Below are 24,802 nucleotides of genomic sequence, written 5' to 3' on the forward strand. Positions count from 1 at the left end.
GTAGGTGGGTGAGAGAGCCGACCGGTTTCCGTCCGGGCGGCGGCACTCCGCGGCGGGAGGCGGGCAAGAGCGGAGATTTTAGGTGAGCGGGGAAGGCGAACACCAACGAATATTTCCGTCCCCTAGGGGATGCCGCCCTCCTCCCTGGGGGCAGCGGTCCGCCCGGAGGTGTACACGGGCGGCGGGCGGCTTCGGTCCGCAGGCCGATGCGGCCTTTATGTCCGCGAATCCATCATGGAGACATGAGTGCAGCAACCGTCCACCCAGCCCCCGTGGCCCCCCACGGAGCGACAGCGCTTCAGGGGAGCCACCGCCACCGCCTCGGCGAAGCCCTGCGTGCGATCAAGGTGTTCGCGGGTGCGGCCTTCGACGTGATCATCCTCGGCGAGTACCGCGAGGAAGCGGGCGTCCGCCGCAAGTGACCTGCCCGGTGCCCCCGGAGGGTGCCACGGACCTCGAACTGCTCACAGGGTCGTATGGCAGCATGATCAACTGCTGTCCGAAACATTCGACCGAGCAAACGGGGAAGCATCATGTTTTTCGCGTCGCTTCGCAAGGCGGCCGGTGGTCTGACCGCTGCCACCGTCCTCGCTGTGGGCGCCACCGTCCTGGCCGCGCCCAGCGCCTCCGCCGTCGGTTCGTCCGCCTGCACCAAGAACATCGCGGACACCACCCGCCAGATCACGCGCTGGGGCGACACCATCCTGCGCGACGGCCCGGGCGAGAGCTACCGGAAGAAGAAGACCCTCTTCACCGGGGAGAAGGTCCGCCTCTACTGCCGGGCGTACAACAAGCACACCGCGACCTACTGGTACTACGGCAAGAACGGCACGACCAAGGGCTGGATCGACGAGTACGCCTTCTGACGGGCCCTCGTCTTCTGACGGCCCCAGGTTTCTAACGGCCCTCGGTGAGGAGGTCGTCCGCGTCCATGATCCGGTAGGCGTACCCCTGTTCCGCCAGGAACCGCTGGCGGTGGGCGGCGAAGTCCTGGTCGATCGTGTCGCGGGCGACCACCGAGTAGAAGTGGGCCTGGTGTCCGTCGGACTTGGGGCGCAGGACGCGGCCCAGGCGCTGGGCCTCCTCCTGGCGTGAGCCGAAGGTGCCCGAGACCTGAATGGCGACCGTGGCCTCCGGCAGGTCGATGGAGAAGTTGGCGACCTTGGACACCACGAGGACGCTGATCTCACCCTCCCGGAAGGCGTCGAAGAGCCTCTCGCGCTGGGCGTTGGACGTCTCGCCCTTGATCACGGGGGCGTTCAGATGCTCGCCCAGTTCGTCGAGCTGGTCGATGTACTGGCCGATGACCAGGATCTGCTGCCCGGCGAACCGGCGGACGAGGGCCTCGGTGACCTTGCGCTTGGTGTCGGTCGTCGCGCAGAAGCGGTACTTCTCCTCCTGCTCGGCGGTGGCGTACGCGAGCCGCTCGGAGTCCGTCAGATTGACCCGCACCTCCACGCAGTCCGCGGGGGCGATGTAGCCCTGCGCCTCGATCTCCTTCCACGGCGCGTCGAACCGCTTGGGACCGATGAGGGAGAAGACGTCGGACTCGCGCCCGTCCTCCCGGACGAGGGTCGCGGTCAGCCCGAGCCGGCGCCGGGCCTGGAGATCGGCGGTGAACTTGAAGACCGGCGCGGGCAGCAGGTGCACCTCGTCGTAGACGATCAGACCCCAGTCCCGCGAGTCGAACAGCTCCAGGTGCGGATAGACACCCTTCCGCTTCGTCGTCAGCACCTGGTACGTGGCGATGGTGACCGGGCGGATCTCCTTCCTCGTCCCGCTGTACTCGCCGATCTCGTCCTCGGTGAGCGACGTCCGCTTCACCAGCTCGTGCTTCCACTGCCGCGCCGAGACGGTGTTCGTGACGAGGATGAGCGTGGTCGACTTGGCCTGCGCCATGGACCCGGCCCCGACCAGCGTCTTGCCGGCGCCACAGGGGAGTACGACCACCCCGCTCCCGCCGTGCCAGAAGTTCTCCACGGCCTGCTTCTGGTACGGCCGCAGCGCCCACCCGTCCTCGGCCAGCTCGATCGGGTGCGCCTCGCCGTCGACGTAACCGGCGAGGTCCTCGGCGGGCCAGCCCAGCTTCAGCAGCGTCTGCTTGATCTGCCCGCGCTCCGAGGGGTGCACGGCCACGGTGTCCGGGTCGATGCGGGCGCCGACCAGGGGCGCGATCCGCTTGGAGCGCAGCACCTCCTCCAGCACCGGCCGGTCGGTGGTCGTCAGCACGAGCCCGTGAGTCGGGTGCTTGCTCAGGGTCAGCCGGCCGTACCGGTCCATCGTGTCGGCGATGTCGACGAGCAGCGCGTGCGGCACGGGGTAGCGGCTGTACGTCACCAGCGCGTCCACGACCTGCTCGGCGTCGTGCCCGGCGGCGCGCGCGTTCCACAGGCCGAGCGGCGTCACCCGGTAGGTGTGGATGTGCTCGGGTGCCCGCTCCAGCTCCGCGAACGCCGCGATCGCCCGACGGCACGCGTCGGCCTGCTCGTGATCCACTTCCAGGAGCAGGGTCTTGTCCGACTGGACGATCAGGGGTCCGTTCACGCGTGGCTGCCTTTCCGGGTGCTCGGCGATGCTCGGCGGGGGCTCGGTGGGGGCCAAACGTCCAGTGTGCCTGATCGTTTCCGGAGTCCTACAGGATGTCTTTTCATCCGTGCGGGTGGCTCGGTTTCACCTGAACGGCGGCGGCTGCGAAGAATGCCGACCGTGCCGCCCATCACCCGTGCTCCGTCCGCGCCGACCACCACCCTCGGGTACGCCCTGTTCGCCACCCGCTGGCTGCAGGCCCCGCTCTACTTCGGCCTCGTGGCCGCCCAGGGGGTGTATGTCTACAAGTTCTTCAACGAGCTGTGGAAGTTAATTCTCCGGTGCGTGACCGGACAGGCGACCGAGACCTACGTCATGCTCGCCGTGCTCAAGCTCGTCGACGTCGTCATGATCGCCAATCTGCTGATCATGGTGATCGTCGGCGGCTACGAGACCTTCGTCTCCCGTATCGGCCTCCAGGGCCACCGTGACCAGCCCGAATGGCTCTCGCACGTCAACTCCAACGTGCTGAAGGTGAAGCTCGCCACCGCCATCGTGGGCATCTCGTCCGTCCATCTGCTCCAGATGTTCGTCGACGTCCATCACACCTCGCGCCACTCACTGCTGTGGGGCACGGTGATCCACATGGCCTTCATCGTGTCGGCGGCGATCCTGGCGTACATGTCCGGGCCGATGGCCGCGCATGCCGAGCGAGCCCCGCAGCAGGCGCATCACGAGCACGCCCGCCAGGAACCCGAGGAGAAGGTCTTCGTCCCGGCCCAGGCCACCGCACGCGACGACGAACCCAGCGCCGAGGAGCGGCTGCGCGCCGCCCGGTTCCCCGCCCGCAAGCTGCTGGAGGACTTCGACGCCGAGCACCCCCGCTCCTTCGACCGGGACACCATGGCCCGGCTCGGCAAGCTGGACTTCCTCGCCACCCACCGCAACGTGGTCTTCGTCGGCCCGCCCGGCACCGGCAAGACGCATCTGGCCGTCGGCCTCGGCGTGCGCGCCTGTCAGGCGGGCCACTCGGTGCTGTTCGCGACCGCCGCGGCGTGGGCCGCCCGGCTGGCCGGTGCCCGGGACGCCGGCCGGCTCGCCGAGGAACTGGCCGCGCTGGACGCCCACCCCCTGCTGATCGTCGACGAGGTCGGCTACACCCCCTTCGACCCGGAGACCACCGCGCTCTTCTTCCAGCTGGTCGCGCACCGCTACGAACGGGCCTCGCTGATCGTGACCAGCGACCGTCCGCTCGGCCGCTGGGAGGAGATCTTCGGCGGCCCGTCCGCATCGGCGATGGTGGACCGGCTGGGCCACCACGCCGAGGTCGTGCGGATCGACGGGGACAGCTACCGGATGCGCCGCGCTACTTCAGCATGGGCAGATTGAGGTTGTTGACCAACGGCCCCTCGATGGTGACGCCCTCGGTGACCAGGGACTCGGGGCCGGCCGCCGGGAGGGGCAGCGGCACGGCGGAGGCCGGGGCGGCACCGGTGGCGAGCACGCCGACCAGGACGGCGGCGGCGACGGTGAGGCAGGCACGAGTGGTGCGCATGGGTATGACGGGCCTTTCACAAGCTTGGGCGGGCTGGAACTCGACGACCGGGCGGACCGGGCCGGCCCACGGGGCCGGCACCGGCCTGGAGGGAGCGGGAAACGCGTCAGATAGTGACGCCCCCGCCGAGATCGATGCCGATCGCCGCTGCCTGGGCGGCGAAGGCGCCGATCATGGTGGCGGTGGCGGTCAGCACGGTGGCGAGGCGACGAGCAGTGCGCATGGGACAACTACCTCTCTGTTGCGCTCACTTGAGCGTGATCAGGGACAACGGGTGGCTGCCCGGCGCCACGTGCGGCGATGCGGAAAGGCCCTGAACCTCCCCCGAGAGGTGGAAAGCCCCGGCGTGGCGAGCATGAACTGCCGCGTACACCCGAACGAGTGGACCGTCAGGCCTGGTCGTCCGCGAGTTCGGCGACCCCGGTGATCCGGTGCAGCGGATACGTGCGCACCTCGTCCGCCGTGTGGTCGTACGCCGTCACGAACCCGCCCTCGACCCGCACCGGCGCGATGACCCGCTGACTCGCGGCGCCCTCGGCGTTGACGTACCCGATCCACACCGCCTCGCCGGTCAGGACGGCGGCCTGCATGGTGGCGAGGGTCTCGGCGGAGGTCGTGCGGGGCAGCTCACCGCCGGTCACCGCGCCGGCGTTCGCGCTGGGCCTGCGCGGCGTCGTGGAGGCGAGGTCGCCCGCCCGGATGGCCCGGATGGCGGCCGCCAGCAGGGTGGCGTCCGGTGTGGGCGGGCCGTCCGGGACCGGCTCGGGGGCCGTGCGCGGCGGGGTGCGGTGGGCGTCGGCGCGGGTGATCAGGACGTCGCCCTCCGCCGACTCGGCGGCCGGCGCGAAGCCCATCGCGCGCAGGCCCTCCAGCAGCGCGGCCGGATCTGCCTGGGCCGCCAGCACGGTCGGCGCGAGACGGCGCAGGCGCAGGCCCGCGGCGCGCTTGTCGGCGAGGATCTCGTTCAGCATCGCGTCGTCGTCGCAGCGGACGTACGCCGAGGCCGCGCCCACCCGCAGATGGCCGTGCTTGCGCGCCACGTCGTCGATCAGGTACGCGAGCGGCTGCGGCACCGGCGTCCGCGAGTGCTCGGCGAGGAAGGCGTGCAGGTCCGAGGCGCTGCGGCCGGCGTCGAGGGCACGCCGCACCGAGCCCGGCGTGAAGCGGTACACCGTCGCCCCGCCCTTGGACTCCACCTCCGCGAGCACCCCCAGCATGTCGGCCAGCGGCCGCCGCAGCGGGCCGGGCGCCACGGCGGTGAGGTCGGCCTGGAGGAGGACGTGGTCGAGCGGCTCGGGCAGGAGCGGGGCCAGCAGGCGGGCGGCGGCAGCGGTGGCCACGGCCTGCTCGGTGGGGGAGAGCGGCTCGTGGGGTGGGGTGCGGCGGTGGTGCACGGGGAGTTTGTCGCCGGGACCGACCGGCTCCTCGGCCACGGGTTCCGGCAGCCGCGCCCCCAGCAGCGCCCGCCCGTGCGCCGACAGCGCCCCCCGCCCCGTCACGCCCAGCAGCTCCGCCTCGCTCAGCGTCCACCGCGCGAGGCGGCTGCGCAGGTCGTCGTCCTGCTGGGGGCCGCGCAGGGGCCGCTCCCAGCTCAACCGCGCCAGCACCGACTCGGCGGACGGGGACGCGCCCGCCGGCAGCCCGGCGAGCAGGGTCAGCACCCGGTGCCGTACCTCCGGCGCCGCGGAACGGTCCAGTCCGGGCCCCAGCGCCGACAACGTACGGTCCTTCGCGTCCCGCCCGCCGACCAGCCCCGCCGTACGGGTCGCCGTCAGCCACGCCTCCGCCAGCCGGGCCCAGCGCTGGGCCTCGGGCTGCTCCAGCCACTCGTCGTAGGCGGGGGTGGCCGCGTACCGCTCGTCGGCCTCGCTGTCGGAGGCCAGCAGCCCCGCGGCGTAGGCGAGCTCCACCCAGAAGGCGGCCACGGGCTCGGGCACGTCCAGCGCGACGGCGGTCCGCTTGAGGTCACGCACGCTCAGCCCGCCGGCCCGCAGCACCGCGGGACCGCCCTCGTCCCAGTCCTTCAGCAGCTCCTCGACGGTCGCCAGCGCCGTGTACGCCTGCCCGGCCGCCGTCGCGTCCACCATCTGCGGACGGTGCGTCGCGGCCGGCTCGACCGGGGGCGGCAGCGGCTCGGTGCTGCGGTGCGCGCGGCCGGCGCGCAGGTGCAGGGCCACCTCGCGGGGGAGTACGACGGTGCCGGGCGTCGTCGGCAGCAGCAGGCCCCGGTCGAGCAGCCAGCGCAGGCGGGGCGCCGGATCGGCGGTGACCTGGCCGTACGGCGGCCCCCACACCAGCCGGGACAGCACCTCCCGGGACTCCTCGGGGGCGTCGGCGAGCAGGGCCGCCATCCGCCGCCGGTCGCTGAACAGCGCGGTGAGAGACGACACGGCGGACACCGCGTCATGGGTCGAGGGCAGCCCGGCCGTCGTGACGATCTCCTGGATCCGGCCCGGCGACATGCCCGCGGTGGCTTCCTGCACGGTCGGGCCCAGCCCCGTCGGAGACGGATGCTGCGGGGAGGGCGCGAGCAGCTCACGTGCCGTACGGACGAGCCGCAGCCGGTCGTCGCCGCCCCACGCCAGGGCCTGCTCGCGCAGCGTCCCGAGGGCGTGCGGCAGCGCGCCCGCGACGACCGGATCGCCCTCGTCGCCGGTCATCAGGCCGAGCAGTTCGTCGTACGTCGCCGGATCCCCCGCCACGGCCAGCGCCTCCGCGGTCTGCAGCGCGAAACGGTCCAGCCGCTCCAGGGCACGCACCACCGAGGCCCGGGTGCCGGCGCGCGTCGCCAGCTGGGTGAGGTCGGTGGGGACGGGCGTGATGAGGTCGGGACGGCTGCGCAGGAGCACGGCCAGGGAGGCGTCGTCCCGCGCGCGGAGCGCTTCCGCGAGGGAACGGGGCGGTGTAGCCGGGTCGCTCATCCTGCCCACGGTAGCGGGTGAGTACGACGGTGAGGGCCTCGCCGGTCGCCGCTCGACGACGGCCCCGCGGGCACGGGGCACCCGTCGGCAGGCGGTACCTTCGTCCAACGGGGTTTCAACGCGCCAACCCCCGGAGGGACTTCGTGGGGATCGAGAGCGACCAGGTCGTCTACGAGTATCTGAGCCGCGTCGGTGACGTGGCCCAGCAGCGGCAGCTGCCGTCGGCCACCCGCATGCGCCTGGTGTCCGAGCTGCGCGGCGAGATCGACCGGCGCCGCGCCAAGGCCCCCGTCGACAGCCCCGCCGCCGTCCGCCGCATCATCGCCCGCCTGGGCACCCCGGACGAGGTCGTCACGGCCGCCGGCGGCAGCGCCCCCGCCCCCCAGGCACCGGTCGCCTCCGTGCCCGTCCAGCCGGAGCGCCGGGCCGGCGAGGCCGGCGAGGAACGCCCCAAGGGCCTGCGCCGCATCGTGCCGCGCCCGCGCCCCGCCGAGACCCCGGCGCCCGACGACGCGCCCCCGCCGCCCCACCTCGCGAGCATCGAGGACCTCGGGGGCAGCGCGACCCAGCCGGACTGGTGGCGGGTGGACGGCAGCCCCTTCGGGCCCGGGGAGGACGTCCCGGGATTCGTCGGCGGCATCGAGATCCCGGAGCTGCTCGGGCGTCCGCCGGCGAAGGAGTACGACAACAAGGACCCCGTCGAGGAACCGGCCGCCGTGGAGAAGGCCGAGGACACCGCGCCGGCCGCCCCCGTCCGCCGCCGGCTCCTGCGCCGCCCGACCCTCCCCACCACCCGCTGGAGCAACCCCCTGCTCCTGCTCGCCGCCGCCTGCCTCGTCGCCGGGGCCGTGCTCGGCAACCTCCTCGTCCTGGCCCTCGGCTGGCTCATCGCCTGGGGCTCACGCCGGCTGAGCGACGCCGAGACCAAGTGGGCGGTCGTGATCCTGCCGGGCCTCTCGCTCACGGCGGGCGTGCTCTGGCTGTGGGGCCGTACGAACGGCCGCTGGGGCGACCCCATCGCCGAGGGTCAGACGAACGCCGCGATCTCCGAGACCTGGCCGTGGGTGGTGCGGGGTGCGGCGGTGGCATCGGCGCTGTTCATCGTCTGGCGGTCACAGAGACGCCCCTAGGGGCGCGGGGCCGTGTCGGTCCGCGGAGACGAATACGGCCGCGCCACTGGGCACAATGACCCATATGGCTGCCATGACCGTCGGCTTCGACCTCGACATGACCCTCATCGACTCCCGCCCCGGCATCCACGCCACCTACACGGCGCTGGCGGAGCGGACCGGGACGCACATCGACGCCGACCTGGCCATCACGCGGCTCGGGCCGCCGCTCGCCCAGGAGCTCGTCAACTGGTTCCCGGCGGAGGAGGTCCCGGCCGTCGCCGACCTGTACCGCGAGATGTACCCGGCGATCGCCATCACCGCGACCCCCGCCCTGCCGGGCGCCCGCGAGGCCATCGCCGCCGTACGGGAGGCGGGCGGCCGCGCGATCGTCGTCACCGCCAAGTACGAGCCCAACGCCAAGCTGCACCTGGAGCACCTCGGCATCCAGCCCGACGCGGTCATCGGCAACCTGTGGGCCGAACAGAAGGCCGAGGCCCTGCGCGAGCACGACGCGGGCGTCTACGTCGGCGACCACGAGGGCGACGTACGCGCAGCCCGCGCGGCCGACGCCCTGTCGGTCACCGTGGCGACCGGGCCGTACAGCGCCGATCAGCTCGGCGCGCTCGGCGCGGACGTGGTCCTCACGGACCTGACGGCGTTCCCGGGCTGGCTCACCGGCTACCTCGAAACGCCCCGCGCCTGACGCCGCCCGGCCGCGACCGAGCGGAGCACCCCCGCACCGGCGACCAGGAATCCGACGCCCATGAGCATGCTCAGCCCGAACATGTACGTCGGAAATGGCGTCGTACCGAGCAGGAACGGGGCCACCGTGACCAAAGTGGCCACGGCACCGATGAAGAACACGACCGCTCCGGCACGGATCAGTCGGTCACCGGGAGCGGCGGAATTCGTTTGGGTTTTGTCACGCACCGGACCAGGGTAGTTCCCTGCGCGAAGGAACAACCGGGCGACGTCTTGTCACCGGCCCCGGGAGCATTAGCCTTGGTAGCGGCGGGTCATGGTCGACCCGCTGTAGTGCTATCAAGAGCCGTTTTCAGAAGCAGTTTTCCGACGAGTACGAGGACGAGGACAGACGTGCCTACCGGCAAGGTCAAGTGGTTCAACAGCGAGAAGGGCTTCGGCTTTCTCTCCCGCGACGACGGCGGTGACGTCTTCGTGCACTCCTCGGTCCTCCCCGCCGGAGTAGACACACTCAAGCCGGGACAGCGGGTGGAGTTCGGCGTGGTCGCCGGTCAGCGTGGTGACCAGGCCCTTTCGGTCACCCTGCTCGACCCGACCCCGTCGGTGGCGGCCGCCCAGCGCAAGAAGCCGGACGAACTGGCGTCCATCGTCCAGGATCTGACGACCCTCCTGGAGAACATCACGCCGATGCTGGAGCGGGGCCGCTACCCCGACAAGGCCGCCGGCAAGAAGATCGCCGGCCTGCTGCGCGCGGTCGCCGACCAGCTCGACGTATAACCCATACCGGCTCAAGGGAAATTCAGCGCGTCAGGGCCGAGGGGCGGTACCAGCCCCTCGGCCGCCGCGCGTGTGAGCAGACCCCGCACCGCCGCGTAGCCGTCCACGCCGAGGTCGTGGGTGAACTCGTTGACGTACAGCCCGATGTGCTGGTCGGCGACGGCCGGGTCCATCTCCTGGGCGTGCGCCATGACGTACGGGCGGGAGACCTCGGGGTCGTCCCAGGCGACCCGTACGGATGTGCGAATCGACTCGGCCAGCAGCGTCAGCCGCTCCGCGCCCAGCGACCGCCTGGCGATGATCGCGCCCAGCGGGATCGGCAGCCCGGTGGTGTCCTCCCAGTGCTCGCCCATGTCGGCGACCCGGTGCAGACCGTAGTTCTGGTACGTGAAACGCGCCTCGTGGATGACGAGGCCCGCGTCGACCTTCCCGTCCCGCACGGCGGGCATGATCTCGTGGAACGGCATCACCACGATCTCGCCGACACCGGCGGGGAGCGTGTCCGCGGCCCACAGCCGGAACAGCAGGTATGCCGTCGACTTCTCGCTCGGCACGGCGACCGTACGGCCCGTGAGGTCGAGGCCCGCCTCCCGGGCCAGCACCAGCGGCCCGCAGCCCCGCCCCAGCGCGCCCCCGCAGGGCAGCAGCGCGTACTCGTCGAGGACGTACGGCAGCACGGCGTACGACACCTTCAGCACGTCGAACTCGCCGCGCTCGGCCATGCCGTTGGTGACGTCGATGTCCGCGAAGGTGACGTCGAGCGCGGGGGCACCGGGGACGCGGTCGTGGGCCAGGGCGTCGAAGACGAAGGTGTCGTTCGGGCAGGGGGAGTACGCGATCCGCAGGGGCTCACCGGTGGTCATGTGGGTTCCAACTCTCCAGGACGGGTGCGAGCTTCCCGAAGGCCTCCGTCAGGGCCGCCAGCGCGTCGCCGATGCGCCAGGCGGCGCGGTCGCGCGGGCCGACGGGGTTGGAGACCGCGCGCAGCTCCAGCACGGGCGTGCGGTGCGCGGCCGCGGCCTCGGCGACGCCGAAGCCCTCCATGGCCTCGGCGAGGGCGGTGGGGTGGCGCTCGCGGAGCCGGGCGGCGCGGGTGGCGGTGCCGGTCGCGGTGGACACGGTGAGCACGGCGCCGGGGCGCGCGCCGGTGACGGTCGCGACCTCTCGTACGAGTGCTTCGGGCGGACGGTGGGTGACGGTGCCGAAGCCGAGCTCGGTGACGGGCAGGAAGCCGTCCGGGGTCTCCGCGCCGAGATCGGCCGCCGTGATCTCGTCGGCGACGACAAGGGAGCCCACCGGGGCGTGGGGCACGAAGCCGCCGGCGATCCCGGCCGAGACGACGAGGCCGTAAGGGGCGCCTTCGAGGGCGGCCGTGGTCAGGGCCGTGGCGGTGGAGGCGGCCGCGAGGGCGGGCCCCACACCGGCGGCGATCAGGTCGACGCCGGGCAGCGCGAGTGCCCGGGCCACCGCGTCCCGCTCGGCGGGGACCGCGGTGGCCACCAGGACACGTACGGCAGACGTGGTCAGCTGTCCTTTTCGAGCTTGAAGGACCACAGACCGGTCACGTCCTTCTCGCCTCCCTTGATCGACACCAGCGTCGAGTCGCCGCTGGCGCCGTACTGGGCGTTGAAGAACACGCTGCCCGGGATGGTGCGGTACGTCTTCTTGCTGGCGTCGGTGAGCGGCTGGCCGTTCATCAGGATGGTCCAGCCCTCGTCCGCGATCTCCGGGTCGACACCGAAGCGCACGGTCGCGTCGGGGTCCACCTTGATGGACTCGATGTCCTTGCGCTTCAGACACTCGGACAGGTCCGCGGTCTTCAGGGCTTCGCCCTCACCACCGCAGGTGGCCTCCGCGTTCACGGAGGAGGTGCCGACGGTGATCGTGGCCATCGGCGTCGGCTTGTCGCAGGCAGACAGGGCGAGCAGTCCGGCGGAAACGGCGCCGGCGGCGGCGAGCGCGCGGCGGCGTCGCACAACGGATTGCAGCGTGGTCATGGGCGAAGGCTATCGGGCGTGTATGGCGCTCTCTCTACGCGGGGGCGGCGTGCCGTACGTCACGGGGACGTCATGCGACCCGCGGCTGGGCGTGCCCGCCGTGCCGTGCCGAGCCGATCAGGCCCTTGACGGTGGTCAGCCAGCCGGTGGCCACGATCGCCGCACCGACCAGCAGGCCCACCGACCCCCTGAGCGGCAGCACGATGCCGATCGCGCCGCCGAGCACCCAGGACATCTGCAGCAGCGTCTCGGAGCGTGCGAACGCCGACGTGCGGACCAGCTCGGGCACGTCCCGCTGGATCAGCGCGTCCAGCGACAGCTTGGCCAGCGCCTGCGCGAACCCGGCGATCGCCGCCAGGCCCGCCACCACGACCGCGTTGTAGAAGGCGGCGGCCGTGAGCGCCGCGCCCAGCACCAGGGCCACGACGGTCACGATGATGATCTCCGGCGCCCGGGACCTGAGCCACGCGCCGACGGCCGTACCGGCCGCGTTGCCCGTACCGGCCGCGACGGCCACTATGCCCAGCGAGACGGCGGCGCTCTGTCCGGACATGGGGTGCTCGCGCAGCAGGAACGCCAGGAAGAAGATCAGGAAGCCGGACAGACAGCGGATGGCGGCGTTGGCGGCCAGGGCGTGGGTGACGGCGATGCCGACCGTGCGCAGCCCGGGGCGCTTGACCGGCTTGCGGTGCGGCCCGTGCAGATGCTGCTCGTCGGCCGCCAGCAGCGCGGTGTCCTCGCCCTTGGCCGAGTCGACCTTCGGCGGCAGCGTGAAGGACAGGAACGTACCGGCGACGAAGATCACGAAGGCGCCGTACAGCGGCCAGCGCGGTCCGATCGCCTGGAGCCCCGCGCCGACGGGGGCCGCGATGCCGGTGGCGAGGAGGCCGCCGAGGGTGACCCGGGAGTTGGCCTTCACCAGGGAGAAGTGGGGTGGCAGCAGGCGTGGCACGACGGCGCTGCGCACCACGCCGTAGGCCTTCGAGGCGACCAGCACGCCGAGCGCGGCCGGATACAGCTGGAGATCGCCGCTGACGACGGCGCTGGACAGCACCAGGGCGAGGAGCGCCCGGGCGAGCATCGCGCCGCCCATCGCCGCGCGGCGGCCGTGCGGGATGCGGTCGAGGAGGGGGCCGATCACGGGCGCGAGGAGCGTGAATGGCGCCATGGTGATGCCGAGGTAGAGCGCGACCCGGCCGCGGGCCTCGTCGGTCGGGACGGAGAAGAAGACGGTCGAGGCGAGGGCGACGGTGATCATCATGTCCCCGGCGCCGTTCACCCCGTGCAGCTCGATCAGCTTGCCGAGGCCGGACTCACCCGCGCCGTGCGCGTGGGTGGCCTTGCGGATGCCGCGGGCGGTGCCGGTGAGGGGAAAGTGCAGGGCACGGCCGACCGCGCGGAGGGAGCCGCGCCTCCGGCCCGTTCCGCCACCTCGACTCCGGCCGCCCTCGGCCCCACCGACACCGGTGGCTCCTCGGGGCGGCCTCGCGGTTGCCACGACGCAATAGTGCCCCGAGATGGGGGGAGGTAGTGCGGTTACGGCGCGTATGGGGGGCAAGTTCTCCGGTCGATGGAGGGTGACGCTCCGGTCCGCGGCCCGCTTCCGCCGCCCGCCGCGCACCGGTGAAAGAGCCGTCGGTGTAGGCCCAGCGCTCGCGAACAGGTAGCGTGCGTATCTCAGCCATCCCGCACAATGGATGACGTAGGTGCGCCCGAGCGCGATTCGGACGCGGACGTCGACGCGGCCCCCAGGTCCGCTCCGTTCGTTCCATCGCCCTTGAGGACCGCACCCGAGAGACGGCGTAGGAGAGAAGCGATACCTGTGAGCGCAGCGACAACGCGAAGCCGCACCCCCGACCGTCTGTGCGCCGAGGCCGTCGACCTCGCCCGCAGCGCCGCGGAGGAGGCCGCCGCGCCCGGCGTCGTGGGCGAGCACGCCGGTCTCATCTCCGAGGGGGACCGCGTTGTCACGCACTTCTTCGAGTGCAAGGAGCTCGGATACCGCGGCTGGCGCTGGGCGGTGACGGTGGCCCGGGCGTCGCGCGCGAAGATCGTGACGCTCGACGAGGTGGTCCTCCTGCCCGGCCCGGACGCGCTCCTCGCCCCGGAGTGGGTGCCGTGGAGCGAGCGCCTGCGCCCCGGCGACATGGGCCCGGGCGACCTGCTGCCGACGGACGCGGAGGATCTCCGCCTGGAGCCCGGTTTCTCCGGCACGGACGAGCCGGCGCCGAACTCGGCCGTCTCGGAAGGCATGGCGGAGCTGGTCGAGGCGGAGGACGCGGAGGTCACGGCGCGCACCCCCGCGAACCTTCCCGTCGTCCCGTCCCGCGGCTCGATCACCGCGGTCGCCGAGGAGCTGGGCCTGCGCCGGGCCCGCGTCCTGTCCCGCTACGGCCTCCATGTCGCCGCGGACCGCTGGGAGGAGGCGTACGGCGCCAAGACCCCCATGGCCCAGGCGGCCCCGGCCTCCTGCGTCAGCTGCGGCTTCCTGGTCCCGATCGGCGGCTCACTGGGCCAGGCCTTCGGCGTCTGCGCGAACGAGTTCGCCCCGGCGGACGGCCGGGTCGTGTCCCTGACGTACGGCTGCGGAGGCCACTCCGAGGCCGCGGTCATGCCCAAGCCGCCGCGGCCGGCTCCGCCGGTGATCGACGAGACCCGGGTGGACCCGTTCCCGCTGCGGCCGGCGCCCGATTCGGGGTCGGTGCCGGTGACGGCGGACGAGGACTCGGCGGAGCTCGGGCACTCGTAGGGGTTCGGGACGCCGGTCGCGTGGCGGCTTCGTCTGCCATGTCGGGGTCACCCGTGTGGGTCACGATCTCTTCCGGCGGCACCTTCTCCGGACAGGGGTCAGGCGCATTCTCCGGGCGTGGGTCATCGAATGCTCCGGGCGTGAGTCATCGAATTCTCCGGACCTGGGTCATCGAACGCCGCTTTCTTCGGCCACGTCCTGGGCCGGTGGCCGCGGCTGGGCGGTGCCGGTGCTGGTGAGCGTCCTCGGCAGGCGGCACAGGGTGAAGATGCCGAGAGCGGCGTGGAGGGCGCCCGCGATGGCGGCAGCGGCGTGCAGACCGGTGACGAAGGCGGTCCTGGCAGTGCCGGTCATCGCGGCCGGGAGCCCGGGGATCCGCAGCGTCTCGTTGAGGTGCCGGCGAGGTCGGGACCTTGGAGCCGGAAGACCAGGGGGCAAGCGAGCCGAAGAGCGCGATGCCTGGGCGTTGCCGATCTCGTTGCTGGTCTCGGCGATTGCCGCGGCGGACCCGGCGCGCTCCGGAGGAACCGCGGCGACGGCGGTGTCGGCGACGACACTGAAGGAGATGCCGTAGCCGATGCCGGCGACGACGGTGAAGGTCACGTACCAGCCGACGCCCCAGGAGACATGGGTGGTCGGGAGCAGGAGCAGGAGCATGCCTGCGGCGATCAGGAAGTGGCAGGCGATGAGCGCTGCCCGGGTGCCGGTACGCCTGACCACGGCCGGTGTGACGATGCAGGTGACGGTGAGCACGGCGGCGCCGGGGAGCGCGACGAGTGCCGCGTCCAGGACGGTCAGTCCGAGGACGGACTGTAGGTAGGTGCCGCCGAGGCACGCCGTTGCGGATCATGCGGCCGGCGGCAGCAGCCCGGTGATGGCCGCGACGGTGAACACCCGGTCGCGGAAGAGGCGGAAGTCGATCAGGGGGTGTGCGAGGCGCAGTTGACGCCGGACGAACCATCCCAGGGTCGAGACGCCGATGACCCCTGTGGCGAGCGAAGTGGCTCCAGCCCGACAGCCCTGACCACCGGCTGGAGGTCTGCACACCCGACGACACCGCCTCGGCCGACGCACTGCGCCTGCTGTCCGGCCAGGCCGTCGCTCAGCAGCAACTCGGGGCCGCCGAGGAGCTGTCCCTCCCGTGAGCGGTCAGCCGCGCCGGGCGCGCAGCGCGCGGCGGATCAGGCGGGAGGCGGTGAGGTACACGGCGGTGACGGTCGCCCAGGCCGCCGGAATCTGGAGCGCGGAGCGCTTGTCGCCCTCGCTCCAGAGGATGGCGATCACCCCCGGACCGCCGACCCACCACGCCAACAGGATGAGTCCGAAGACCAGCGTGGCCAGTTGGCCGAGGGCCTCCGCGATCAGGTCCCGCATTGTTCGTCACTCCCGTGTGGATGAGCTGTCCGGATGATCAACCGGCTCAGCTCAGGAACTCCTGTCCGAGTGACGCGAGCCGTCTCCAGCCCATGAACGCGCATCCGTGCTCTGTGCCCCGCTCCCCAGGCGGTACCTTCATCGTCAGCCGATGAGGAGAGTCAACGTGAGCAAGTTCGTGCGGCCCGCGGCCGAAGGAGCCGACCCCTTCGGTACGGCCCGTCTGCGCCGCGGAGTGCTGGACGCCTGGGCCACCAGCCCCGCCCGTTTCCGGGAGGACGCCAACGCCGAGGAGGAGCTCGTCCTCGGGGGGTATCGGGACCGGCTCGTCGTCGAGCTCGCTCAGAACGCCGCCGACGCCGCCGCCCGGGCCGGCGTGCCCGGAAGGCTCCGCCTCACCCTGCGCGAGGGTGTCCTCTTCGCCGCCAACACCGGCGCCCCGCTGGACGCGGCCGGCGTGGAGTCCCTGGCCACTCTCCGGGCCTCGGCCAAGCGGGAGAACCAGCAGGGTGCCGTCGGCCGGTTCGGCGTCGGGTTCGCCGCCGTCCTCTCCGTCACCGACGAGCCCGCCGTCGTCGGGCGGCACGGCGGGGTGCGGTGGTCGCTCGCCGAGGCGCGGGAGCTGGCGGCGGAGACCGCGCGGCACAGCCCCGGCCTGGGTGACGAGATCCGGCGCCGCGACGGGCATGTGCCCCTTCTCCGGCTGCCGTTCCCTGCCGAGGGCACCGCCCCCGATCCGTACGACACCGTCGTCATCCTCCCCCTGCGCGACACCCCCGCCGCCGACCTCGCCGAGCGGCTGCTGCACGCCGTCGACGACGCTCTGCTCCTCGCCCTGCCGGGGCTGGAGGAGGTCGTGGTCGAGGTGGGCGACGGCGAGCCGCGCACGCTGCGCCGCAGTGTCGACGGGCCCTTCACGGTCGTGGAGGACTCCGCCAACGGCGTCACCCACTGGCGTACGTCCGCAGCCCACGGCCCGCTCACGCCCGACCTGCTCGCCGACCGCCCGGTCGAGGAGCGGCTGCGCCCCCACTGGTCGCTCACCTGGGCCGTGCCCGTCAACGCCGCCGACAGCACGCCGGCCCGGCCCCGCACCGCTCCGGTCGTCCACGCGCCCACCCCGAGCGACGAGCCCCTCGGCGTCCCCGCCCTCCTCATCGCGTCCTTCCCCCTCGACACCACCCGCCGCCACGCCGCCCCCGGCCCGCTGACCGACTTCCTCGTGCAGCGGGCGGCGGACGCGTACGCCGAACTGCTCGCCGACTGGCGGCCGGTGAACCAGGGGATCATCGGGCTCGTCCCCGGCCCGCTCGGCAAGGGGGAGCTGGACGGCGCGCTGCGCCAGGCGATCCTGGAGCGCCTGCCCAACACCTCCTTCCTCCCGCCCGCCGTCGAGCCGCGCGAGCACGACTCCGACCTGCCCGAGTCCCTGCGGCCGCGAGAGGCCGAGGTCGTCGAGGGCGCCGGTGCCGACACCGTGCGGGTGCTGGCCGAGGTGCTGCCCACGCTGCTCCCGGCCGGGCTCGAACGGCGCGTGGAGCTGCGGACGCTGGGGGTCGCCCGCGTCCCGCTCACCGACGCCATCGACCGGCTGGCGGGGCTGGAGAAGGCTCCCGGCTGGTGGCGGCGGCTCTACGACAGCCTCGCCGGGGTCGACCCCGACCGGCTGTCGGGTCTTCCTGTGCCGCTGGCCGACGGGCGTACGACCATCGGGCCCCGGCAGGTCCTGCTCCCCACCCCCGACGGCGCCCGCATCGACCCCGAGATCCTCGCCCGGCTCGGCCTCAAGGTCGCCCACCCGGACGCCGCGCACTCCCTTCTGGAGAAGCTCGGCGCCCTCCCGGCCACGCCGCGAGCCGTCCTCACCACGCCCCAGGTGCGTGCCGCCGTCGCCGCCTCCCTGGACGAGGACGGCGGGGCGGGGGTGGGCTGGGAGGAGGACACCCCCGACGCCGAGGAACTCGCCGACACCGTGCTCGCGCTCGTGCGGGAGGCGGGCCTGGAGCCCGGTGACGAGCCGTGGCTCGGTGCCCTCGCGCTGCCGGACGAGGAGGGGGAACTCGCCCCCGCCGGGGAACTCGTCTTTCCCGGCAGCCCCTTCCACCAGGTGATGCGGGAGGGCGAGCTGGCGACGGTCGACGCCGAGCTGGCCGGGAAGTGGGGCGAGCAGCCGCTCGCCGCCTGCGGCGTCCTCGCCGACTTCGCGCTCGTGCGCGCCACGGACGTCGTCCTCGACCCGGACGAACTGGAGCCGCGCGAGAGCGACTTCGCCGAGCCCGACGACGCGGGCCTGCTGGACGCGGTCGACGTGTGGTGCGAGGACATCCTGGACCGGTTCCCGGACACGCCCGTACCGCCGGTCGCCACCGAGCTCGTCGCCGTACGCGATCTCGACCTCGTCGACGACGACAAGTGGCCGCAGGCCCTCGCGCTGCTCGCCCAGCCGCCGCTGCGGGACGCGCTGACCCAGCAGGTGCGGATCCTGCTGCCCGACGGCACCCATGAGGTCGTACGGCCGTACACGGCCTGGTGGCTGCGCGGGCATCCGGTGCTGGACGGCCGCCGCCCCGCCGGTCTGCTCGCCTCCGGCGGCGATCCGCTGCTGCGCGGGCTGTACGACGAGGCCGACGCGACCGGCTTCGACGACGAGCAGGTGCTGCGGGCGCTGGGCGTGCGGACGTCCGTCGCCGCGCTGCTCGACGAGCCGGGCGGCGCGGCCGAGCTGCTGGACCGGCTCGCCGACCCGGAGCGTCCCGTCACCGCCGCCCAGCTGCACGCCCTGTACGGCGCCCTGGCGGAGCTGGATCCCGAGCAGGTGACCCTGCCGGACGAGCTGCGGGCCTTCGTCGACGGGCGGGTGGAGGTCGTGGACGCGGCGGACGCGGTCGTGGTCGACTCGCCGGACCTGCTGCCCTTCACGGAGGGCGTGCCGCTGCTGCCCGTACGGCCGACGCGGGCGGCCGAGCTGGCCGAGCTGTTCCAGGTGCGGCGGCTGAGCGAGTCCGTCACCGGGGAGGTGACGAGCGAGGGCGCCGAGCACGACGTACCGGAGTCGGTGCGGGTGCTGCTCGGGGCGCGGACGCCTCGGTCGTACGTCGAGCACGAGGAGCTCGTCGTGGACGGCGTGGAGATCGACTGGCGGCTGACCGACGACGGCGTGCTGCACGCGGCGACCCTGGAGGGTGTCGCGGCCGGGCTCGCCTGGGCGGCGGGGCAGTGGCCGCGGCGGTTCGAGGTGGCGGCGCTGCTGGAGGACCCGTCGCGGACGGAGGAGCTCGCGCGGGACCGCTGGTTCGACTGACGACGCGGTGGGCGGCGGGGCGGTGCCGCCGGACCGCCCCGCCCTGGGACCGTGACCTTCGAATCTCTCGCACGAATTTTTCAGAAGCCGTACAACCTTTCACTTCCGTCGCGAATCTGATCTGGCGAGCCAACAGGCTCCCTGATCACTTGGGTCCCGCAAGGCGCTCCGGGCCGCTTCGTACGACGGGCGCGGGGACCCCCTTCTCCACGTGGGGAACGAACATGCGCATGCGTGCCACCCTCGGCGTCGTCACCGGTGCCCTGGCCCTCTCCGCCGTCGCCGTCCCGGCCGCGCAGGCCGACGAGGTCCACGGCGACACCACGATCTCCAACGTCGTGGTCAACGGCGGCAAGGCGGCGGTCGTCGGTGCGACCACGACGAAGACCATCACCGTCTCCTTCACGGTCAAGGACGACTCGGGCGTCGACTGGGCGCAGGCGATCCTGTACCACGGCACCGACATCGAGAGCTCCGACACGGGCGCCGTGGCCAACAGCAGCGACGGCCGTGCCACCTGCACCGTGGTCAGCGCCACCACGTCGAACTGCAAGTCGACCTTCGACCTGGACCCCGGCTACAACCTGAACAACGCCTCCGCCGGCACCTGGAAGGTCTGGGCGATCGCCGCGGGCAACGACGCCGACTACGTCCAGAAGGACAACGCCAAGAGCTTCCTGGTGCAGCGCCTGTCGAAGCTGACGGTCAACGCCTCGCCGGAGCCGGTCGCCAAGGGCAAGACCATCACCGTCACGGGCAAGCTGACCCGCGCCAACTGGGAGCGCGGTACCTACAGCGGCTACTCCACCCAGCCGGTGAAGCTGCAGTTCCGCAAGAACGGCACCAGCACCTACACCACGCTGAAGACCATCAAGACGAACTCGTACGGCGATCTGCGGACCACGGTCACCGCCTCCGCGGACGGCTACTTCCGCTACCGCTTCGAGGGCACCACGACCACCCCGGCGGTCAGCGCCACGGGTGACTTCGTCGACGTCCGCTGACGCGACCGCACTTCCGCACCACCCGGGACACCACCGCCCGGCGCCGGTTCCCCCGGTGCCGGGCGGTTCCCGATCCCATCCTCACCCCGCCGGTGACGACCACCGCCGGGACCCTCCTTCTTCTGAGGAAGCGCATGCGCATTCGAGCCACCGTGGCCGCCGTCACCGGCGCCCTGGCCCTCTCCGCCCTCGTCGTACCGGCCGCGCAGGCCGCCGACACCCCCGCGTCCGGCAAGGACGGCGTCCGCGAGGCCGTGCAGACGGCGCGCCAGGCCGCCGGTGAGTCCGCCCGCAGCACCTACGCCGCCGAGGACACGGGCACGCCGTACGCCCTGGACGTCACCTTCTCCAACGTGAAGGTCAACAACGGCAAGCCGATCGTCGTCGGCACCACCAACAAGGTGACAGCCCCGGTGACCTACACGGTCACCCACTCCGAGGACGTCGACCTCAGGGCGGAGGACACCTGGGTGGACGTCGAGCTCTACCGGGGCGAGTACGGCAACCCCACCAACTTCCTGATCGGCGACGACTGGCCGGTGTGCACCGCGGTTTCCGCCACGGTCGACACCTGCAAGGGCACCATCGACATCTACCCGGCCGAGGAGCTGACCAACGCCGACGCCACCACCTGGAAGGCGGCCGGCTACGTCATCGACTGGAACGACCAGGACCCGTACGGCGAGGAGGTCGACTTCAGCAAGGTCGGCTACGCCGAGCAGGACGCCCTGACCACCACCAAGCTCCAGCGCTTCTCCAAGCTGACGGTCAACGCCTCGCCGGAGCCGGTGAAGAAGGGCAAGACCATCACGGTCACCGGCAAGCTCTCCCGCGCCAACTGGGACCGCGGCACGTACAACGGCTACGCCAACCAGTCGGTGAAGCTGCAGTTCCGCAAGAACGGCTCCAGCACCTACACCACGCTGAAGACCATCAAGACGAACACCTACGGGGAGCTGCGGACCACGGTCACCGCGGCCACCGACGGCTACTTCCGCTACCGCTTCGAGGGCACGTCGACCACCCCGGCGGTCAGCGCCACGGGTGACTTCGTCGACGTGCAGTAGGCAGAAGAGCGGCAGAAGAAAACGCAGTAGGAAAAAACAGGGCATCCGTCACGAACTTCCCGGCCTCTGCCGGGAGTTCGTGACGGAGCTCACGAAAAATCCGAGCCGACGGCACAACCGGCAACCCCTGCCGCGTATCTGATCACATGGGTCAACAGGCCCCACGATCACTCGGGCCCCGACGTGACCGGCGTTGCCGGCAGCGACGACCAGCGGGGCCCCTTTCCGTACCAGGGGAACGCATGCGCATCAGAGCCACCGTGGCCGCCGTCTCCGGCGCCCTGGCCCTCTCCGCCCTCGCCGTCCCGGCCGCCCAGGCCGACGACTCCGCCGCCTCCTACCGCGCGGACGTCGCCAAGATCCGCCAGGCCGCGCAGGCCGCCTCCGGCAGGGCCGCGGCCGAGGAGGGCAAGCCGTACGCCCTGAACGTCACCTTCTCCAACTTCAAGATCGCCAAGGCGGTCAAGGTCGGTACGACCAACCACGTCTCCACCACGGTGACGTACACGCTGACCCACGGGGCGGACGTCAACATCGCCGCCCGTGACTTCATCACCGACCCCATCATCTACAAGGGCTCCTACACCAGCCCGGACAACCGCCTCTACGGCAACAAGCCGGCCAAGTGCACCGCGACCTCGGCGACCACCGCCGACTGCAAGGGCACCATCGACGTCTACCCGGGCGCCCACGAGCTCATCAACTCGGACGCCGGCAGCTGGAAGGCCGCCGCGGAGGCCACCGCCTTCAACGGCCAGGACCCGGAGGGTGAGACCTTCGACATCACCAAGGTCGGCTACAAGGGCCAGGACGGCCTCGGCGGCACGCTGGTCCAGCGCTACTCGAAGCTGACGGTCAACGCCACGCCGGAGCCGGTGAAGAAGGGCAAGCCCATCACGGTCACCGGCAAGCTCTCCCGCGCCAACTGGGAGGACAACAAGTACCACGGCTACGTCAACCAGCCGGTGAACCTGCAGTTCCGCAAGAACGGCAGCAACACCTACACCACGGTGAAGACCATCAGGACCAACTCGACCGGCGACCTGAAGACGACGGTCACCGCCTCCGTGGACGGCTACTTCCGCTACACCTTCGCGGGCACGACGACGACCCCGGCGGTCAACGCCACGGGTGACTTCGTCGACGTCCAGTAGGACAACGCCCTCAGGGGCGCGGGGAACTGCGCGACCAGCCACAACGGACCCGCAGTGAACCACGACGCTCTTTCGGCCGAAGCCAAGCGCAGCGGCTACGCCGGGAAACGGCGGTCGACCCACTTCCACGTGAACTCCAGGGCGGCCGCCGCCCCCGCCGCGATCCCCACCGCGATCCACGGCATCGTCACCCCGACCAGCCGCAGCGCGAAGAACTCCTGCAGCCACGGCACGACCAGCACCAGCAGGAATCCCAGGCCCATCGTCGCCACCAGCGCGATCCGCCACCAGGTGTAGGGCCGGGCGATGATCGCCAGCACCCACATCGAGATCAGGAAGAGCGTCAGCGTCGCCACGCTCGTCTCCGCGTCCAGCGCGCCGGCGCCCCTGTAGTGGCTCCGGGCGATCAGATATGTCACGAAAGTCGCCGTCGCGGCCACCACCCCGCCCGGGATCGCGTACCGCATGACCCGCCGCACGAAATGCGGCTTGGCGCGTTCCTTGTTGGGCGCGAGGGCCAGGAAGAAGGCCGGGACGCCGATGGTGAGGGTGGAGAGCAGGGTCAGATGGCGGGGCAGGAAGGGGTACTCCACCTGCGAGCACACCACCATCAGCGCGAGCAGCACCGAGTAGACGGTCTTCACCAGGAAGAGCGTCGCCACCCGAGTGATGTTGCCGATGACCCGCCGTCCCTCGGCGACCACGGACGGCAGGGTCGCGAAGCTGTTGTTGAGCAGCACGATCTGCGCCACCGCCCGTGTGGCCTCCGACCCCGAGCCCATCGCCACGCCGATGTCGGCGTCCTTCAGAGCCAGGACGTCGTTCACGCCGTCGCCGGTCATGGCGACGGTGTGCCCGTGGGACTGGAGCGCGCCGACCATGTCCCGCTTCTGCTGCGGGGAGACCCGCCCGAACACCGTGGTCTCGTCGATGGCCGTCGCCATCCCGTCCCGGTCGCGGGGGAGCGTGCGGGCGTCGACCGTGGTGCCGGCCAGCCCCAGCTTGTCCGCCACCGCGCCCACGGACACCGCGTTGTCCCCGGAGATCACCTTGGCGCGGACGTTCTGCTCGGCGAAGTAGCGCAGGGTGTCGGCGGCGTCCGGCCGTAGCCGCTGCTCCAGTACGACGAGGGCGGCGGGCTTGGCGCCCTCGGCGACGCCGGGATCGTCGAGGTCGCGGTCGGCCCGGGCGAGCAGCAGCACCCGCAGGCCCTGCTCGTTCAGCCGGTCGGTCTCGGCCAGGGCCGGGTCGTCGGCCGGGAGGAGTACGTCGGGGGCGCCCAGCAGCCAGGTACTGGTCTCGCCGTCGCCCTCGCTGAAGGCGGCGCCGCTGTACTTGCGGGCGGAGGAGAAGGGCAGGGACTCGGTGCAGCGCCAGTCCTCCGCGTCCGGGTAGGCGTCGATGATGGCCTGCAGGGAGGCGTTCGGGCGGGGGTCGGACTCGCCGAGGGCGCCCAGCACCTTGCGTATGTACTCCTCGTCGCTGCCGCCCAGGGTGCGCAGCTCGGTGACGTCCATGCCGCCCTCGGTGAGGGTGCCGGTCTTGTCGAGGCAGACGGTGTCGACGCGGGCGAGGCCCTCGATGGCGGGCAGCTCCTGGACGAGGCACTGCTGCCGGCCGAGGCGGATGACGCCGATGGCGAAGGCGACGGAGGTGAGGAGGACGAGCCCCTCCGGGACCATGGGCACGATGCCGCCGACGGTCCGGGCGAGCGAGTCGTCGAGGTCGTTCTGCTTGACGAAGAGCTGGGTGACGATCAGGCCGATCGCGGCCGGGACCATCATCCAGGTCACGTACTTGAGGATGGTGGAGATGCCGGAGCGCAGCTCGGAGTGGACGAGAGTGAAGCGGGAGGCCTCCTCGGCGAGCTGGGCGGCGTAGGCCTCGCGCCCTACCTTGGTGGCCTGGAAGGCGCCGCCCCCGGCGACGACGAAGCTCCCGGACAGCACCTGGTCCCCCGGCCGTTTGACGACCGGATCGGCCTCCCCGGTGAGCAGCGACTCGTCGATCTCCAGCCCGTCGGCCTCGACGCACACCCCGTCCACGACGGCCTTGTCACCCGGCCCGATCTCTATCAGGTCGTCCAGCACGATCTCGGACGTACCGACCTCGGCGGCGACCCCGTCCCGCCGCACCGTGGGCCGCGCCTCGCCGATCAGGGCGAGCGAGTCGAGGGTCTTCTTCGCCCGCCACTCCTGGATGATCCCGATGCCGGTGTTGGCGAGGATCACGAAGCCGAACAGGCTGTCCTGGATCGGCGCGACGAACAGCATGATCAGCCAGAGCACGCCGATGATCGCGTTGAACCGGGTGAAGACGTTGGCGCGCACGATGTCGGTCATCGACCGGCTGCTGCGCACCGGTACGTCGTTGACCTGTCCCCGCGAGACCCGCTCGGCCACTTCGGCCGCGGTGAGCCCGCCCGTCGCCACCGGGACGGAGGCGGGGTGCACAGGGTTGTCCACTTCGGCGCCCGCGTCGGTATGCGTCATGCATTCGACGGTACGTGCGGATTTACGGCTTCACCCGCTGAGTGCGCCGAAGTTCCGACTCGGGGAGGACG

The 24,802-nt window shown here is 72.0% G+C and carries 21 protein-coding genes and 2 pseudogenes; 12 read left to right on the forward strand and 11 right to left on the reverse strand.

Features of this window, described 5'->3' with window-relative positions; translation table 11 throughout:
• The first annotated feature begins 242 nt into the window (after nt 1-242).
• Both AQI70_RS23930 and AQI70_RS23935 read left to right on the forward strand, forming a co-directional pair.
• Nucleotides 243-422 carry a hypothetical protein gene (locus AQI70_RS23930; RefSeq protein WP_062153438.1) on the forward strand — a complete coding sequence of 60 codons (180 nt, stop codon included), beginning with the start codon at nt 243-245 and terminating at the stop codon, nt 420-422.
• A gap of 111 nt (nt 423-533) precedes the next feature.
• A complete protein-coding gene (locus tag AQI70_RS23935) occupies nt 534-866 on the forward strand; it encodes a hypothetical protein (RefSeq protein ID WP_062153440.1) in 333 nt (110 codons plus the stop codon).
• A 31-nt stretch (nt 867-897) separates the two neighbouring features.
• Here the strand turns inward: AQI70_RS23935 and AQI70_RS23940 are convergent, their stop codons facing one another.
• A complete protein-coding gene (locus AQI70_RS23940; RefSeq protein WP_062153442.1) occupies nt 898-2,544 on the reverse strand; it encodes a DNA repair helicase XPB in 1,647 nt (548 codons plus the stop codon).
• Between the two features lie 153 nt (nt 2,545-2,697).
• On the opposite strand from AQI70_RS23940, the gene istB reads away from it, so the two are divergent.
• Entirely contained in the window at nt 2,698-3,915 is a 1,218-nt protein-coding gene (gene istB / locus AQI70_RS40695; protein WP_208607429.1) for an IS21-like element helper ATPase IstB, read from the forward strand.
• Here the strand turns inward: istB and AQI70_RS23950 are convergent.
• Together AQI70_RS23950 and AQI70_RS23955 are read right to left on the reverse strand one after the other, a co-directional pair.
• On the reverse strand, nt 3,893-4,081 hold the full coding sequence (locus AQI70_RS23950; RefSeq protein ID WP_062153444.1) for a hypothetical protein: 189 nt from the start codon (nt 4,079-4,081) through the stop codon (nt 3,893-3,895). The two genes, istB and AQI70_RS23950, sit on opposite strands and share 23 nt — an antisense overlap.
• A 389-nt stretch (nt 4,082-4,470) precedes the next feature.
• Nucleotides 4,471-7,002 (reverse strand): helicase C-terminal domain-containing protein, encoded by a 2,532-nt coding sequence (locus AQI70_RS23955; protein ID WP_062153446.1) that lies wholly within the window; start codon nt 7,000-7,002, stop codon nt 4,471-4,473.
• A 143-nt stretch (nt 7,003-7,145) separates the two neighbouring features.
• On the opposite strand from AQI70_RS23955, the gene AQI70_RS23960 reads away from it, so the two are divergent.
• The gene (locus AQI70_RS23960; protein ID WP_062153448.1) at nt 7,146-8,132 is read left to right on the forward strand and encodes a hypothetical protein; all 987 of its coding nucleotides are present in this window, start codon (nt 7,146-7,148) and stop codon (nt 8,130-8,132) included.
• A gap of 55 nt (nt 8,133-8,187) precedes the next feature.
• The gene (locus AQI70_RS23965; protein WP_062153450.1) at nt 8,188-8,817 is read left to right on the forward strand and encodes an HAD family hydrolase; all 630 of its coding nucleotides are present in this window, start codon (nt 8,188-8,190) and stop codon (nt 8,815-8,817) included.
• Here AQI70_RS23965 and AQI70_RS23970 read toward each other — a convergent pair.
• Entirely contained in the window at nt 8,793-9,044 is a 252-nt protein-coding gene (locus AQI70_RS23970; RefSeq protein WP_062153452.1) for a hypothetical protein, read from the reverse strand. The two genes, AQI70_RS23965 and AQI70_RS23970, sit on opposite strands and share 25 nt — an antisense overlap.
• Nucleotides 9,045-9,209: 165 nt before the next feature.
• On the opposite strand from AQI70_RS23970, the gene AQI70_RS40700 reads away from it, so the two are divergent.
• Nucleotides 9,210-9,593: a cold-shock protein gene (locus AQI70_RS40700; protein ID WP_004000281.1), complete on the forward strand. Its 384-nt coding sequence runs from the start codon at nt 9,210-9,212 to the stop codon at nt 9,591-9,593.
• Between the two features lie 11 nt (nt 9,594-9,604).
• On the opposite strand, the gene AQI70_RS23980 is transcribed toward AQI70_RS40700, so the two are convergent.
• The 4 genes from AQI70_RS23980 to AQI70_RS23995 form a co-directional block, all read right to left on the reverse strand.
• Entirely contained in the window at nt 9,605-10,456 is an 852-nt protein-coding gene (locus AQI70_RS23980; RefSeq protein WP_062153454.1) for a 1,4-dihydroxy-6-naphtoate synthase, read from the reverse strand.
• Entirely contained in the window at nt 10,443-11,147 is a 705-nt protein-coding gene (locus AQI70_RS23985; RefSeq protein ID WP_208607430.1) for a futalosine hydrolase, read from the reverse strand. The genes AQI70_RS23980 and AQI70_RS23985 overlap by 14 nt, the downstream gene beginning before the upstream one ends.
• Nucleotides 11,117-11,590 (reverse strand): DUF2771 domain-containing protein, encoded by a 474-nt coding sequence (locus AQI70_RS23990; protein ID WP_079051453.1) that lies wholly within the window; start codon nt 11,588-11,590, stop codon nt 11,117-11,119. The genes AQI70_RS23985 and AQI70_RS23990 overlap by 31 nt, the downstream gene beginning before the upstream one ends.
• 70 nt (nt 11,591-11,660) lie before the next feature.
• The gene (locus tag AQI70_RS23995; protein WP_062153458.1) at nt 11,661-13,088 is read right to left on the reverse strand and encodes an MFS transporter; all 1,428 of its coding nucleotides are present in this window, start codon (nt 13,086-13,088) and stop codon (nt 11,661-11,663) included.
• 324 nt (nt 13,089-13,412) lie between these two features.
• Between AQI70_RS23995 and AQI70_RS24000 the strand changes: the two genes are divergently transcribed.
• On the forward strand, nt 13,413-14,339 hold the full coding sequence (locus AQI70_RS24000; protein WP_062153460.1) for a DUF3027 domain-containing protein: 927 nt from the start codon (nt 13,413-13,415) through the stop codon (nt 14,337-14,339).
• Between the two features lie 168 nt (nt 14,340-14,507).
• On the opposite strand, the pseudogene AQI70_RS24005 reads toward AQI70_RS24000, so the two are convergent.
• A pseudogene (locus AQI70_RS24005) lies at nt 14,508-15,317 on the reverse strand (MFS transporter); the annotation flags it as partial.
• 23 nt (nt 15,318-15,340) lie between these two features.
• Here AQI70_RS24005 and AQI70_RS40350 point away from each other — a divergent pair.
• Nucleotides 15,341-15,484, forward strand: a pseudogene (locus AQI70_RS40350) (transcriptional regulator); the annotation flags it as partial.
• Between the two features lie 4 nt (nt 15,485-15,488).
• On the opposite strand, the gene AQI70_RS24010 reads toward AQI70_RS40350, so the two are convergent.
• Nucleotides 15,489-15,713 (reverse strand): hypothetical protein, encoded by a 225-nt coding sequence (locus AQI70_RS24010; RefSeq protein WP_062153462.1) that lies wholly within the window; start codon nt 15,711-15,713, stop codon nt 15,489-15,491.
• 166 nt (nt 15,714-15,879) lie between these two features.
• Here AQI70_RS24010 and AQI70_RS24015 point away from each other — a divergent pair, with 166 nt between their 5' ends.
• From AQI70_RS24015 to AQI70_RS24030, 4 genes are all read left to right on the forward strand, one after another.
• Nucleotides 15,880-19,014 carry a sacsin N-terminal ATP-binding-like domain-containing protein gene (locus AQI70_RS24015; protein WP_062153465.1) on the forward strand — a complete coding sequence of 1,045 codons (3,135 nt, stop codon included), beginning with the start codon at nt 15,880-15,882 and terminating at the stop codon, nt 19,012-19,014.
• A gap of 224 nt (nt 19,015-19,238) precedes the next feature.
• The gene (locus AQI70_RS24020) at nt 19,239-20,018 is read left to right on the forward strand and encodes a hypothetical protein (protein ID WP_062153467.1); all 780 of its coding nucleotides are present in this window, start codon (nt 19,239-19,241) and stop codon (nt 20,016-20,018) included.
• A gap of 134 nt (nt 20,019-20,152) precedes the next feature.
• Entirely contained in the window at nt 20,153-21,085 is a 933-nt protein-coding gene (locus tag AQI70_RS24025; protein ID WP_062153469.1) for a hypothetical protein, read from the forward strand.
• Nucleotides 21,086-21,327: 242 nt separating this feature from the next.
• Nucleotides 21,328-22,239: a hypothetical protein gene (locus tag AQI70_RS24030; RefSeq protein ID WP_062153471.1), complete on the forward strand. Its 912-nt coding sequence runs from the start codon at nt 21,328-21,330 to the stop codon at nt 22,237-22,239.
• A 95-nt stretch (nt 22,240-22,334) separates the two neighbouring features.
• On the opposite strand, the gene AQI70_RS24035 is transcribed toward AQI70_RS24030, so the two are convergent.
• Nucleotides 22,335-24,731 carry an HAD-IC family P-type ATPase gene (locus AQI70_RS24035; protein WP_062153473.1) on the reverse strand — a complete coding sequence of 799 codons (2,397 nt, stop codon included), beginning with the start codon at nt 24,729-24,731 and terminating at the stop codon, nt 22,335-22,337.
• Between the last annotated feature and the right edge of the window lie 71 nt (nt 24,732-24,802).

Source organism: Streptomyces curacoi, assembly GCF_001513975.1.
Classification (GTDB): domain Bacteria; phylum Actinomycetota; class Actinomycetes; order Streptomycetales; family Streptomycetaceae; genus Streptomyces; species Streptomyces curacoi.

Coding starts and splice junctions, on each gene's coding strand:
- AQI70_RS23950 (WP_062153444.1), bottom strand. CDS start 4,081: ATGCGCACCACTCGTGCCTGCCTCACCGTCGCCGCCGCCGTCCTGGTC.
- AQI70_RS24020 (WP_062153467.1), top strand. CDS start 19,239: ATGCGCATGCGTGCCACCCTCGGCGTCGTCACCGGTGCCCTGGCCCTC.
- AQI70_RS24030 (WP_062153471.1), top strand. CDS start 21,328: ATGCGCATCAGAGCCACCGTGGCCGCCGTCTCCGGCGCCCTGGCCCTC.
- AQI70_RS23980 (WP_062153454.1), bottom strand. CDS start 10,456: ATGACCACCGGTGAGCCCCTGCGGATCGCGTACTCCCCCTGCCCGAAC.
- AQI70_RS24035 (WP_062153473.1), bottom strand. CDS start 24,731: ATGACGCATACCGACGCGGGCGCCGAAGTGGACAACCCTGTGCACCCC.
- AQI70_RS23990 (WP_079051453.1), bottom strand. CDS start 11,590: ATGACCACGCTGCAATCCGTTGTGCGACGCCGCCGCGCGCTCGCCGCC.
- AQI70_RS23955 (WP_062153446.1), bottom strand. CDS start 7,002: ATGAGCGACCCGGCTACACCGCCCCGTTCCCTCGCGGAAGCGCTCCGC.
- AQI70_RS23930 (WP_062153438.1), top strand. CDS start 243: ATGAGTGCAGCAACCGTCCACCCAGCCCCCGTGGCCCCCCACGGAGCG.
- AQI70_RS23935 (WP_062153440.1), top strand. CDS start 534: ATGTTTTTCGCGTCGCTTCGCAAGGCGGCCGGTGGTCTGACCGCTGCC.
- istB (WP_208607429.1), top strand. CDS start 2,698: ATGCCGACCGTGCCGCCCATCACCCGTGCTCCGTCCGCGCCGACCACC.
- AQI70_RS24025 (WP_062153469.1), top strand. CDS start 20,153: ATGCGCATTCGAGCCACCGTGGCCGCCGTCACCGGCGCCCTGGCCCTC.
- AQI70_RS23965 (WP_062153450.1), top strand. CDS start 8,188: ATGACCCATATGGCTGCCATGACCGTCGGCTTCGACCTCGACATGACC.
- AQI70_RS24010 (WP_062153462.1), bottom strand. CDS start 15,713: ATGCGGGACCTGATCGCGGAGGCCCTCGGCCAACTGGCCACGCTGGTC.